Origin of the sequence: Halomonas sp. JS92-SW72, assembly GCF_003547075.1 — a bacterium.
GTDB classification, from domain to species: domain Bacteria; phylum Pseudomonadota; class Gammaproteobacteria; order Pseudomonadales; family Halomonadaceae; genus Halomonas; species Halomonas alkalicola.
Map to the genome: position 1 here is coordinate 1,641,550 of NZ_CP032147.1, position 12,957 is coordinate 1,654,506.

At 71.4% G+C, this 12,957-nt stretch carries 9 protein-coding genes; 4 read left to right on the forward strand and 5 right to left on the reverse strand.

All coding sequences use genetic code 11. The annotated features are described in order from the left end of the window. Positions 1 to 13: 13 nt before the first annotated feature. The 4 genes from D1793_RS07700 (at position 14) to D1793_RS07715 (ending at position 6,529) form a co-directional block, all read left to right on the forward strand. Positions 14 to 1,528: a PilZ domain-containing protein gene (locus D1793_RS07700; RefSeq protein ID WP_119021640.1), complete on the forward strand. Its 1,515-nt coding sequence runs from the start codon at positions 14 to 16 to the stop codon at positions 1,526 to 1,528. A 62-nt stretch (positions 1,529 to 1,590) separates the two neighbouring features. Next, complete coding sequence (locus D1793_RS07705) at positions 1,591 to 2,490, forward strand: polysaccharide lyase (RefSeq protein WP_205527642.1); 900 nt, start codon at positions 1,591 to 1,593, stop codon at positions 2,488 to 2,490. A 35-nt stretch (positions 2,491 to 2,525) separates the two neighbouring features. Next, positions 2,526 to 3,818 carry an alginate lyase family protein gene (locus D1793_RS07710; RefSeq protein WP_119021641.1) on the forward strand — a complete coding sequence of 431 codons (1,293 nt, stop codon included), beginning with the start codon at positions 2,526 to 2,528 and terminating at the stop codon, positions 3,816 to 3,818. Positions 3,819 to 3,850: 32 nt separating this feature from the next. Then, positions 3,851 to 6,529 carry a tetratricopeptide repeat protein gene (locus D1793_RS07715; RefSeq protein ID WP_119021642.1) on the forward strand — a complete coding sequence of 893 codons (2,679 nt, stop codon included), beginning with the start codon at positions 3,851 to 3,853 and terminating at the stop codon, positions 6,527 to 6,529. 104 nt (positions 6,530 to 6,633) lie between these two features. Here D1793_RS07715 and D1793_RS07720 read toward each other — a convergent pair whose 3' ends face one another. The 5 genes from D1793_RS07720 to hflX all read right to left on the reverse strand — a co-directional run bounded on the left by D1793_RS07720 (position 6,634) and on the right by hflX (position 12,955). After that, complete coding sequence (locus D1793_RS07720; protein ID WP_119021643.1) at positions 6,634 to 7,929, reverse strand: adenylosuccinate synthase; 1,296 nt, start codon at positions 7,927 to 7,929, stop codon at positions 6,634 to 6,636. A 61-nt stretch (positions 7,930 to 7,990) separates the two neighbouring features. After that, entirely contained in the window at positions 7,991 to 9,166 is a 1,176-nt protein-coding gene (locus D1793_RS07725) for an ATP phosphoribosyltransferase regulatory subunit (protein WP_110069336.1), read from the reverse strand. A 196-nt stretch (positions 9,167 to 9,362) separates the two neighbouring features. Then, positions 9,363 to 10,247: a protease modulator HflC gene (hflC, locus tag D1793_RS07730; RefSeq protein ID WP_119021644.1), complete on the reverse strand. Its 885-nt coding sequence runs from the start codon at positions 10,245 to 10,247 to the stop codon at positions 9,363 to 9,365. Next, complete coding sequence (gene hflK, locus D1793_RS07735) at positions 10,248 to 11,492, reverse strand: FtsH protease activity modulator HflK (RefSeq protein ID WP_119021645.1); 1,245 nt, start codon at positions 11,490 to 11,492, stop codon at positions 10,248 to 10,250. A gap of 134 nt (positions 11,493 to 11,626) precedes the next feature. Beyond that, a complete protein-coding gene (gene hflX, locus D1793_RS07740) occupies positions 11,627 to 12,955 on the reverse strand; it encodes a ribosome rescue GTPase HflX (protein WP_119021646.1) in 1,329 nt (442 codons plus the stop codon). Positions 12,956 to 12,957: the final 2 nt, after the last annotated feature.

The window sequence follows — 12,957 nt, forward strand, 5'->3', positions numbered from 1 at the left end:
GGAGATTCACCGGATGGACGACCACTTTTCCGACCCCCGTGACCCGGCTCGCCATGAGCCCAGCCTCGGTGCCCTCCCCGGCCGCGCCCGGGAGCACGAGCGCCAGGTCCGCGGCGACCGGCTCCATCACGAACGCCGCGACGAGCGGCGCCATATCCGCGTCACCCCGCCCTTCCGGGTGAGGCTGGCGGACGGCCGCACCCTGGACGGGGTCGATGTCTCCCTGGGCGGCTTCGCGCTGCACAGCGAGCACCCCTTCCATCCCGGCGAGCCGGTCAGGGCCTCGCTGCTGATGACCGCCGGGGCCAGCGAGCTGATCATCCCGGTGCATGCCGGCTGCCGCCGCGTCACCCCGGGTCGGGACGGCCGTGGCTACACGGCGGGCTTCGAGATCACCGACATCGAGCCGGGCCACCGCGAGCTGCTGCGCCAGGTGATCCGCAGCTGCCTGAGCGGACGCACCGCCAGCGTCGAGGCGATGATGGCCGGCGAGGACCCCCAGACGCCACGCCAGCGCCAGGCCGGGGTGAGCCAGCCGCTGCCCGCCTCACGCCCGCGGCGCGCCAGGCGCCGCTACGCGCTGCTGTTCGCCGCCATCGGCCTGCTGGGACTGGTGGTGGCCGCCACCGCCTACCGCAACTTCATGATGATCGAGCCGAGCTTCGCCGCGGTGACCGCGCCGCGCATCGACATCAGCGCCCCCGGGGCCGGCATCCTGGGGGCCCACGAGCTGCAGGCCGGCGACCGGGTCGAGCGGGACGCCCTGCTCACCCGGGTCGAGGACAGCGATCTGGAGTCGGACCTGATCCTGGCCGAGGCGGCCCAGCGCTACAACGACCGCCTGATCGAGAACCTGCGCGAGCACCTCGACTCGGGCAGCGAGGAAGTAAGCCTGGCCAACTCCTCCCAGCCGGCCAGCGGCGACACCCTCTCCTTCGAGTCGGTCTCTCCGGAGATCGCCCGGGCACGCATCGAGCAGTTCGAGACGGCCCGCGACTACGAGAGCTCGCGGATCACCGCCCTGCAGGCGCGCCAGGCCAGCAACGAGATCTACAGCCCCTGCGACTGCCTGGTGGCCTGGGCGCTCTCCAGCGCCGACGGCACCTACATCAACCAGGGCGAGCGGATCATGACGCTGATCCGCACCGGCGAGGATGACGTGCTGGTCGAGGCGCTGGTGCACATGAACGACATCGCCCGCATCGAGCCCAACCAGACCGCCTACCTCTCGCTGCCCGACGCCTCGGGGCCGATCCGCGCCCGGGTGCGCAACGTCGCCCTGGACGTGGAGCGCCAGCCGCGGGCCGGCTTCCCCAGTTGGGTCCGCCAGCAGCAGAACGTGGCCAGCGTGCTGCTGGTCCCCGAAACGGACCTGCCCGCCCAAAGCGTCGGCCAGCCGGTGGACGTGCGCTTCACCGATGCGCCGCTGCTGGGCGCCACCGCCGAGTGGGTCTGGCAGGGCGCCCGCGCGGTGATCCAGTTCGGCGACCGCATCTACCGGGCCGCCATGCAGGAAGACGACGCCTGACAGGAGACACCCCCCACCCCGCCGCCGCGGCACGGCCGCGGCGGCATCCCCGAGGAGGCAGCATGTCACAGCACCCCCGTTCCCCCTCTCCAGACGCGCAGCGCCCCGGCCCGCAGCGCATCGTCTGCCTCGCCCTGGCGGGGCTGGCGTCGGCCTTGGCCCCGGCCACCGCACTGGCCGAGGGCGAGGCCCCGCCGAGGATTCCCGCGGTCGAGGCCTGCTCGACCCGCTACGTCGAGGTCGACGCCCCGCGCCCCGGCGCCGCCGCCGGGGGCCACGAGGCGATCCGCGAGGGCTTTGCCACCCATCGCCACTGGGGCACCGAGAAGAACGTCCAGCGCCTGGGCGCCGGCCAGACCGGCCTCGGCGAGCCCGGGCTGCGGGTCCACTATCCGGCGGGCAGCTCGTCGCCCGGCGATGAGCCCCGGGGCGGCGCCGGCTTCTACACCGAGCCGGCGGCGCTGGCCGGCGCCGAACAGGCCTGCCTGAGCTACCGGGTGCGCTTCGCGGAGGGCTTCGACTTCGTCAAGGGCGGCAAGCTGCCCGGCCTCTACGGCGGCGAGGCCCCCAGCGGCGGCGAGGCGGTGGACGGCGAGAGCGGCTTCTCCATGCGCCTGATGTGGCGCGAGGAGGGCCAGGGCGAGCTCTACCCCTATGTGGTGGACCGCGAGGGCGAGTCGCTGGGCCGCGGCGCCTGGCGCTTCCCCACCGGACGCTGGGTGACCGTGGAGCAGGAGCTCGAGCTCAACGACCCCGGGAAGGCCAACGGCGTGGCCCGGGTGTGGATCGACGGCGAGCCGGTGCTGGAGCAGGACGACCTGGTCTTTCGCACCGTGCCCGAGCTGACCATCGACGGCCTGATGTTCTCGACCTTCTTCGGTGGCACCGGCGGGGAGTGGCGCACGCCCCGCGACCAGCATGTGGACTTCGCCGCCTTCCGCCTGCATGCCCCGACGCCATGATCCTTCGCCCACCCGCTTCCCGCCGGAGAGCCGCCATGCCCTTGTGCAACCCCCTGTGCAAGCCCCAGAGCCAGCCCCTGCCCCGGGACCGACGCCGCGCCCCGACCCGCCTGCCCTCCCTGGCGCTGGCGCTGCTGCTCACCGGCCTGGCAGGCGGCGCCGGGGCCGAGGAGCTGCTCGGCCGCGAGGAGCGCGAGGCGCTGGATCTCTCGGCCTATCGGGTCACCGACCCGGATGCCGGCTACTTCGATGTGGCCGAGCGCATGGCCGAGCTTGAATCCACCGACAACGCCATCCTGCTGCAGGAACTCGACGAGTTCTCCCGCGGCCCGAGCTGCCAGCAGCTGCTGGCCTACGAGCCCATCACCACCCGGGTGCGGATTCCCGGCTACTACCCCAACCCGGAGGAGTGGGAGCTCGCCTCGGAGCCGCTGTTCCGCTTCGAGGACAGCGTCTCGCTGCTGGCCGGCGCCTTCGTCGCCAGCGGCGACAGCTACTACGCCGACTGCCTGGTGCGCTACCTGGACCACTGGGCCGAGGCCGAGGCGCTCACCGACTTCCACTACGACTCCACCCAGCCCCAGGCCTGGTTCGCCACCGAGTCGATGCTGTTTGCGGCGGGGCTGGCCTACGCCACGGTGCGCCCCTTCGTGGAGGGCCTGGAGGAGGAGCGCGAGCGGCTCGAGGCGTGGCTCAACGAGCTGGCCCACCTGCACGCCGAGATTCCCGGCGAGCCCGAGAACAGCTGCTGCAACAACCATTTCTACCGTCGTGCCCTCTACGGCAGCATCATCGGCGTGCTCACCGAGGACGACGAGCTGTTCCGCTTCGGCGTCAGCGCCGTCTACTCGGCACTGCACGACATGACCGAGGAGGGCGCCCTGCCCCTCGAGGTGAACCGCGGGCGCCGCGCCACCCACTACCAGAACTATGCCCTGCTCTACCTGGTGACCAACATGCAGGTGATCGCCCGCCAGGGGTACGAGGAGATCTTCGACCTGGAGGTCGACGGCAACACCCTCCATGACGGCGTCGACTTCCTGTTTCGGATCCTCGAGGACCCGGCCGCGCTGGGCGACTTCGCCCCCCTCGAGCAGTACACCGGCTTTCTCAAGGATCCCCAGTACTTCACCTGGATGGAGATCTACCAGGACCGCTTCGACGACCCGCGGGTCGCCGACTTCGTGCGCCGGGTCCGCCCGCTCTACAACCGCAGCGCCGGCGGGCACATGACCCTCTACCTGATGCCTCCCGATGCCCAGGCGCACATCTTCCAGGACGACGAACAGCGCCAGACCGAGGCCTTCCGCGGTCTCGGCGAGTCGTGACTCCCCCTTCCGCCGACGCCGAGGACCTTCCCATGACCCGGATCCGAACACCCCTCTCCACGCCCTCGAGACTGACGGCCTCCCTGGCCCTGCTGGCCCTGCTGAGCGGCTGCGGGAGCGCCGGCCTGTCGACCGACACCGCCCAGCCACAGGCCGAGGTGCCGGCCGAGTACCGCGACTGGTTCGGCTGGCGCCCGGAGGCCGAGATCGGCGGCGATGACTGGCAGCAGATCAATCGCGCCCAGGAGTTCATCGCGGAGGGACGCCACGCCGAGGCCATCGAGCGCCTCGAGCCGCTGATGGCCAGACATATCCCCCCGGCCTACTACGAGATGGCCAAGCTCCATGACGCCGGCCAGGGGGTCGAGCGCGACCCCGCCGAAGCGGCCCGACTCTACGGCCGCGCGATCGAACGTCCCTCGACGATCCGCGGCCAGGCCTCGCTCAACCTCGCCGAGCTCTACCTGGCGGGGGATGGCGTCGAGCAGGATGAACGGCTCGCCTTCCTGCTCCTCGACCAGGCGGTCAAGGAGGGGGTAGAGCGGGCCGAGCCGCGCCTCGCCGCCCTGCTCGCCGAGGGAGGCGAGCAGATCGGCCCCGACCCGGAACGGGCCCAGCGGCTCTATGAGCGGGCCGCCGGCCGGGACGAGCCCAACGCCCTCGAGGCCCTGGCCGAGGCCCACGGCCCAGGCGGGTGGCTGGAAACCGACCCCCAGCGCGCCCGGGACTACGCGACGCGCCTGGGGCGCGTGCTCGAGACCCGGGCCGAAGGGGGCGACACCGGCGCCATGCGCCGGCTCGCCGGCCTCTACGCCCCCGACGGCCTGCTCGACGACCGCCCCGAGCTGCGCCAGGAGTGGCTGGTACGCGCCGCCGATGCCGGCGACGAGGATGCCCTGGGCCACGCCGGCACCGCGCTGCTGCGCGGCGGCGACCCCCGGCAGGGCATGCAGCTGCTCGAGGAGGCCGCCGGCCGCGGCGACGTCGACGCCATGACCCGCCTGGGCCAGGCCCTGCTCGACCCCGACCTGGGGCCGACGCGGCCGGCGGATGCGACGCGCTGGCTGGAGGCGGCGGTCGAAGCCGGGAGCGTCGACGCCATGGTGCTCCTCGGCGCGGCACTGCTCGAGGAAGCCGAGGAGCAGGCCCGCCTGATGGACGAGCCCGTACCGGCCGACCAACCGGGCGCCGCCCTGGCTGCCAATGCCCTCGCCACGCCCCCCGAGGTGGCGCGCGCCATCGAGCTCCTCGAGCAAGCCGCCGAGCAGGACGCGCCCCTGGCGCTGGCCCATCTCGGCGCGCTCTACCTGGACGATGGCCTGGTCCCCAGCCAGCCCTGGCTGGCCGTGGACTACCTCGAGCGCGGTCACGAACTCGGCCACCCCTGGGCCACCCAGCAGCTCGGCGCGGCCTACCTGGAGGGGCGCGGCGTGCCGGCCGACGGTCGCCGGGGCGAGGCGCTGCTCATCGAGGCCGCCGAACAGGGTCAGGCGAGCGCCCTGCGCCTGCTGGGCGACGCCTACCTGGAGGGCGAGGCGATCCCCTTCAACCCCGTCCGCGGCGAAGCGCTGCTGGAGCAGGCCGTCGAGGCCGGCGACAGCGCCGCCCTGACCGCGCTGGGCGAGGCCTACCTGACGGGGCCCCTCGAGGAGCAGCCGCAGCGCGGGCGCGCCCTGCTGGAGCAGGCCGCCCACGCGGGTGACGCCTACGCCATGGTGGTGCTGGGCCGCGCCTATCGCGAGGGCAGCGTGCTGCCGCGGGATCTCGACGAGGCCAGCCACTGGCTGAGCCGCGCCCGGGACGCCGGCCACGCCTCCGCCGAGGAGGCCATGGTCGGGGTCAACCGGGAGCGCGGCGCCCAGGGAGACATCAACGCGCTGATCGCTGCCGCCGAGGAGGGCCACCCGGGGGCCATGGCCGACCTGGGCCGTGCCTTCCGTGACGGCGAGGGCGTCCAGGCCAATCCCGAGGCGTCCCGCGCGTGGCTCGAGCGCGCCGCCAATGCCGGGCATACCGGGGCCCGGGCCGAGGTCGGCGAGATGCTGCTCGAGAGCGACCCCGAGCGCGGCCTGACCCTGCTGCAGGGGGCGGCCGAGGCGGGCCACGACGGGGCCCGGCTGCGGCTCGGCGAGGCGCTGCTGCGCGGCGAACACCTCGAGCAGGATGCCGAGCAGGGTGTCGCCACCCTGCGTCCCGTCGCCGAGGCCGGCAACCCCCACGCCGCGCGGCTGCTGGGCCAGGCCTACCTGGAGGGCAACGGCGTCGAGGCCGACCCGGCGCAGGCCGCGGAGTGGCTGGACCAGGCGGCCCAGAGCGGCGATCTCTCGTCGCGGGCCAACCTGGGCCGTATCCTGCTGCGCGGCGAGGAGGGCATGCCGGAGGACATCGAGCGGGGCCAAGCCCTGCTCACGGAGGCCGCGGACGAGGGCCACCCCGGCGCCCAGGCCACCCTGGGGCGCGAGTACCTGCACGGCGAGCGCCTGGAGCGGGACAGCCGCCGTGGCGCCGACTACCTGCTCCAGGCCGCCCGCCAGGGGCACTCCAGCGCACGCCTGGCGCTGGCCGAGGCCTACCTGGAGGCCAACGGGCTCGAGAGCGCCAACCGCGAGCAGGCGCTGCTGTGGCTGGAGGAAGTGATGGAGGCCGACAGCGACATGGCCCTCGAGACGCTCCACGACCTGCTCTCGGATGATCTCGCCGCAGCGCAGTGACGTCGTGACGTCGTGGCTCCTATACGCAGAAGGCCGGCACCAGGTGCCGGCCTTCTGCGGTGTCGTACAGGCCGCGCGGGCGGCCTGTAGCGGCGGGGTGTGCCTCAGCCCTCGAAGGGGTTGCGCAGCACGATGGTCTCGTTGCGATCCGGGCCGGTGGAGATGATGTCGATGCTGACGCCCACCTTCTCCTCCAGGTAGCGGATGTAGGCGCGCGCGTTGGCCGGCAGGTCCTCGACGCGCTGGGCGCCCAGGGTCGACTCGCTCCAGCCTGGCAGGTCCTCGTAGAGCGGCTCGATGGCCTCATAGCCCTCGGAGTCCACCGGGGTGTCGAGCACATCGCCATCCTTGCTGCGATAGCCCACGCAGACGCGGATGTTCTCGAGGCCGTCGAGCACGTCGAGCTTGGTCAGGCAGATGCCCGAGACCGAGTTGATCTGCACCGCATGGCGCAGGGCCACGGCGTCGAACCAGCCGCAGCGGCGCGGGCGGCCGGTGGTGGCGCCGAACTCGTGGCCACGCTCGGCCAGGTGACGGCCGTGGTCATCGAACAGCTCGGTGGGGAACGGGCCGGAGCCGACCCGGGTGGTGTAGGCCTTGGTGATGCCCAGCACGTAGTCCAGGTAGAGCGGGCCGACGCCGGAACCGGTGGCGGTACCGCCGGCGGTGGTGTTGGAGCTGGTCACGAAGGGGTAGGTGCCGTGGTCGATGTCCAGCAGCGAGCCCTGGGCGCCCTCGAAGAGGATGTTTTCGCCCGCCTTGCGGTAGTCGTGGACCAGGCCCACGGTGTCACACACCATGGGGCGCAGCTCCTCGGCCATCTCCATGGCGCTGTCCAGCACCTGCTGGAAGTCCACCGGCTGCTCGCCGTGGTAGTTGACCAGCACGAAGTTGTGGTAGTCGAGCACCTCGCCGAGCTTGGAGGCGAAGCGCTCGCGGTGCAGCATGTCGCCCAGGCGCAGGCCGCGGCGGGCCACCTTGTCCTCGTAGGCCGGGCCGATGCCGCGCCCGGTGGTGCCGATCTTGGCCACGCCGCGGGCCTTCTCACGGGCCTGGTCGAGGCGCACGTGGTAGGGCAGGATCAGCGGACAGGCCGGCGACAGACGCAGGCGCTCACGCACCGGCACGCCCTTGGCCTCCAGCTCGCGGATCTCCTTGATCAGCGCGTCAGGCGAGAGCACCACGCCGTTGCCGATCACGCAGGTCTTGTCCTTGCGCAGGATGCCGGAGGGAATCAGGTGCAGGACGGTCTTCTCGCCGTCGATCACCAGGGTGTGGCCGGCGTTGTGACCGCCCTGGAAGCGCACCACGGCGGCGGCGGATTCGGTGAGCAGGTCGACGACCTTGCCCTTGCCCTCGTCACCCCACTGGGTGCCCAGTACGACTACGTTCTTGCCCATTGCTCTCTCGTCTCTCGTTGCCGCGCGGCGGCAGGCCGTCGCGCCCAAGGTTTAACCCAGTCTACAGTGCCACGGCCTGCCAGTGGCCATCGATCAACACCAGCTCACGGTCGCAGCGATGCTCGGCCGGTCCGGTGCGCTGCCCCGGCAGGGCCTGGACCACCCGCTCGCCCTGCCCGCGCAGGGCCACCACGGTCTCGTGCAGGCCCTCGCCCTCGGCCGGCGCCCAGATGCCGTCGCACGGCGGCTCCGAGGGGCTGAGCCCCGCCAGCAGCTTGAGGTCCATGGAGAAGCCGGTGGCCGGCCGGGCGCGCCCGAAGGCGCGTCCGGTGTCGTCATAGCGGCCGCCCTTGGCCAGCGCCTGGCCGTAGCCGGGCACATAGGCGGCGAACATCATGCCGGTATGGTAGGCGTAGCCGCGCAGCTCGCCCAGGTCGAAGTAGGGCGCCACCTCCGGGTGGCTGGCCAGCACGCCCTGATGCAGGGCGCGCAGCTGCTCCAGCGCCGCGCCCACGGCGGCGGGCGCCTCGGCGAAGGCCTCGCGGGCCTCCTCGAGCACCTCGGCACCGCCGTGCAGGCGGCCCAGCGCCAGGAACATCTCGGCCAGGGCCGGATCCTCGACGCTCTCGGCGACCCGCTCGGCGATCTCGCCGGGGCTCTTCAGCTCCAGGGCCTCGAACAGGGCTCGCTCGGCGTCGCCCGCCAGGCCCGCCGCCTCCACCAGGCTGCGGTAGATGCCGATATGGCCCAGCGCCAGGTGAATCTCGCCGGCGCCGGCGGCGGTAAGGCTGGCCAGCGCCAGGTGGAGGATCTCCAGGTCCGCCTCGATGCCGGCGTGGCCGAACAGCTCCACCCCCACCTGCACCGGGCTGCGGCCGCCCTGGTGCTGGTCGGCGGTGGCCCGCAGCACGTTGGTGCAGTAGCAGAGGCGCACCGGCCCCTGGCGCTTCAGGGAGTGGGCGTCCATGCGCGCCACCTGGGGGGTGACGTCGGCACTGATGCCCATCATGCGTCCGGTGAGCTGGTCGGTGAGCTTGAAGGTCTGCAGGGCCAGGTCGGAGCCGGTGCCGGTGAGCAGGGAGTCGAGAAACTCCGCGGTGGGCGGCATCACCTGGTCGTAGCCCCAGCGGTGGTAGAGGTCGAGCAGCGCGCGGCGCAGCTCCTCCATCCGGCTTGCCTGAGGCGGCAGCACCTCGTCCATGCCGTCGGGCAGCAGCCAGCGGTCAGCGATGGTCATGTGAATCATCCTGCTAGGCAGTGAAAATGGCCGTGAAGCCGTATGACAGGCGCTCGAGCCGAGGCCTCGGCGAGCGTCTCACGTGCAACAGGGCCTGCGCGGTCTTGCGACAGGCGGCCACAAAAAAACCGGGCCACGCCCGGTTGCAGGAGTCTACCACGTTTGCGCCGGGGATGAACCCCGGCGCGTCTCGCTGTCACTCCGCGCCGGAGGGCATGGCGCTCTTCAGGTAGCGGAAGAAGTCGCTGGAGGGATCCAGCACCAGCATGTTGCCGTCACCCTGGAAGCTCTCGCGGTAGGCGTTCAGGCTGCGCCAGAAGGTGAAGAACTCCTGGTCCTGGGAGTAGGACTCCGCGAAGATCGCCGCGGCCTCGGCATCACCCTCACCGCGCAGGGTCTCGGCCCGCTCGGTGGCCTGGGCCAGCAGCACCTGGCGACGACGGTCGGCGTTGGCGCGGATGCGCTCGGACTCTTCCTGACCCTGGGCGCGCCACTCGCGGGCCTCCCGCTCACGCTCGGAGCGCATGCGCTCGAAGACCGCGGCGGAGACATCGTCGGGCAGGTCGATGCGCTTGACGCGCACGTCGACGATAGCGACACCCAGCTCCTCGCGCAGCAGGGCATCGAGGTCCTGGGTCGGGCCGATCATCAGATCGTCGCGGCGCTCGGCGATGATCTGCTGGAGGTCCAGGCGACCGAACTCGTTACGCAGGCTCTCGTCGACCCGCGGCTGGATCAGGCGCACGGCCATCATCTCGTCGCCGGCGGTGGCCTCGTAGTAGCGGGTCGGATTGACCACCTGCCACTTGACGTAGGAGTCGACGATCACCGCCTTCTGCTCCAGGGTCAGGTAGCGGCTGGTGTCGGTGTCCAGGGTCAGCACCCGGGTGTCGAACTTGCGCACCGTCTGGGTGATCGGCACCTTGAAGTGCAGGCCCGGCTGGATGTTCTCCTCGATGACCTCACCGAAGCGCAGCTTGACGGCACGTTCGGTCTCGTCGACCACGTAGAGGCTGTTGCTGGCCAGCCAGGCCACGGCGGCCAGGCCACCGACGATGAGCAGGGAACGATTGTTGATCATTTAGCGGCCCTCCCTGCGGATTCCACTGTTGCTGCTGCTCGAGGTGGTCTGGCCGGAGCGCAGACGCTCCAGGACCCGCGGGTCGAGCTCGCCCTGCTCGCCCAGGCGCTCGCCGGAGGCCGAGGTGCCGCCGCTGCCGCCGCCGTTGCCCATCTGGTCGAGGGGCAGGTACATCAGCGGGCTGTCGGAAGCCACGTCCACCAGGACCTTGGGCGTGCTGCCGAAGACATCGGCGATGGCATCCAGGTAGAGACGCTCGCGCATGATCGCCGGCGAGTTCTGGTACTGGGAGAGCAGCGCGTTGAAGCGGTTGGCCTGACCACGGGCCTCGGCCACCACCGACTCGCGGTAACCCTGACCCTGCTCGACCAGGCGCTGCGCCTGACCCTGGGCCTCGGGGATGATGGCGTTGGCGTAGGCCATGCCCTGGTTGATGGTCCGCTGGCGGTCCTCACGGGCCCGGATGACGTCGTCGAAGGCGTCGATGACCGGGGCCGGGGCCGAGGTGGACTCGATGTTGATGGTCTGCAGGCGGATGCCGGTGCCGTAGCTGTCCAGGTAGGACTGCAGACGGCTGGACACGGAGCTGCCGAGGATCTCACGACCGGAGGTCAGGATCTCGATCATGTCGGTGCCGCCGACCACGTGGCGCAGGGCGGAATCCAGCGCGTTCTCGATGGAGAGCTGCGGGTTGCGCACGTTGAGCACGAAGTCGCGCGGGTTGGCGACCTGGTACTGGGCCGAGATCTCGACCTCGACGATGTTCTCGTCGCGGGTCAGCATCGACTGGGTCTGGGTCAGCGAGCGCACGCGGGTCACGTTGACCATGCGCACGTCGTCGATCAGCGGCGGGTTCCAGTGCAGGCCGGGGCTGACCACTTCCTGGAACTTGCCGAAGCGCAGCACCACGCCCCGCTCGGACTGGTCCACCAGGTAGAAACCGGAGGCCGCCCAGATCGCCAGCGCCACCACGACCAGCAGGCCAGGCAGCGCGAAGGTGTTGCGCGGCTTGCCGCCACCGCCCTTGCCACCCTTGCCGCCGCCCTTGCCGCCGCGGCCGCCGAGCATGCCGTTGAGCTTGTCCTGAAACTTCTTCAGGGCTTCGTCGAGGTCGGGGGGCCCCTGGTTACCGCCGCGGTTGCCACCGCCGCCACCATTGCCACCGCCTCCGTTGCCGCCGCGTCGGCCACCACCACTCCAGGGGTCGTGCTGGTTGCCACCGCCACCAGGCTCATTCCAGGCCATAGGTCTTCTCCACTATGCGTTACTGCCCCGGCCGGCAAGCCGGCCGGGGCCTCGGTTGCGATCCTGTCGGCGCCCCTCCATCCGGGACGGTGGCGCCCGTCGTCCATGTCGTCGTTGTTAACAGCCGCCCGCTGCTAGTCTGCCCCCTGCTCTTCCCAGGCCTCGCGGTCGTGCAGGGCCTCGGGGAGATAATCATCGGCGCGCTCGCCGAGTCGCGACATCAACTGCAGGAAGTCGCGCCGCGGCAGGCGCACCTGCAGCCGGGTGTCGCCCTGCTCGTCGAAGGCCTCTTCACGCACCGCCCCCAGTTCGTGAAGGGCCGCACGCAGGCGGCCCTGGGCCGGCCCCAGGCTGAGGGAGAAGTCGAGGACATCGTCCGCCAGCCGCTCGGCCAGGGCCTGGGCCAGCAGGTCCAGCCCCCTGCCCTCCTGCGCCGAGAGCCACACCACCTCGGGGCGCCCCTCGCCGTCGCGCTCTATGCGCGGCGCGCTGTCGAGCAGGTCGATCTTGTTCATCACCTTGAGCATCGGCACATCGAGGGCGCCGATCTCGTCGAGCACCAGCTCGACCTGCTGCACGTTGAGCTCGCGGTCCGGGTCGGCGGCATCGATCACATGCACCAGCAGGGTCGCCTCGGCGGCCTCCTGCAGGGTGGCGCGAAACGCCTCCACCAGCTTGTGGGGCAGGTGGCGGATGAAGCCGACGGTATCGGCCAGCACCACCGGGCCCACGTCCTCGACCTCCAGGCGCCGCAGCGTCGGGTCGAGGGTAGCGAAGAGCTGGTCGGCCGCATAGACCTCGGAGGAGGTCAGGGCGTTGAAGAGCGTTGACTTGCCCGCGTTGGTGTAGCCCACCAGGGAGACGCTGGGAATCTCGGCCCGGGCCCGGGAGCGACGGTTCTGCTCGCGCTGGCCGCGCACCTTGTCGAGGCGCTTGTGGATCGACTTGATGCGGGCGCGCAGCAGGCGGCGGTCGGTCTCCAGCTGGGTCTCGCCGGGACCGCGCAGGCCGATACCGCCCTTCTGGCGCTCCAGGTGGGTCCAGCCGCGTACCAGGCGGGTCGACATGTATTCCAACTGGGCGAGCTCCACCTGCAGCTTGCCCTCGTGGGTACGCGCCCGCTGGGCGAAGATATCGAGGATCAGGCCGGTGCGGTCGAGCACCCGGCACTTGAGCTCACGCTCGAGATTGCGCTCCTGGGAGGGGCTCAGGGCGTGGTTGAAGATCACCAGCTCGGCACCGTGCACCGTCTTGGCCTCGCGGAGCTCCTCCAGCTTGCCGGAGCCCACGAAGGTACGCGGATCCGGCCGCTGACGGCTGCCGGTCAGCAGGGTGGCCGGCACGGCGCCGGCGGAGCGGACGAGCTCGAGGAACTCGCCTGCATCCTCGCGCTTCTGTTCGTCCTGGAAGTCCACATGGACGAGGACGGCCGTTTCACCGGCGTCGGGGCGTTCAAAAAACAATC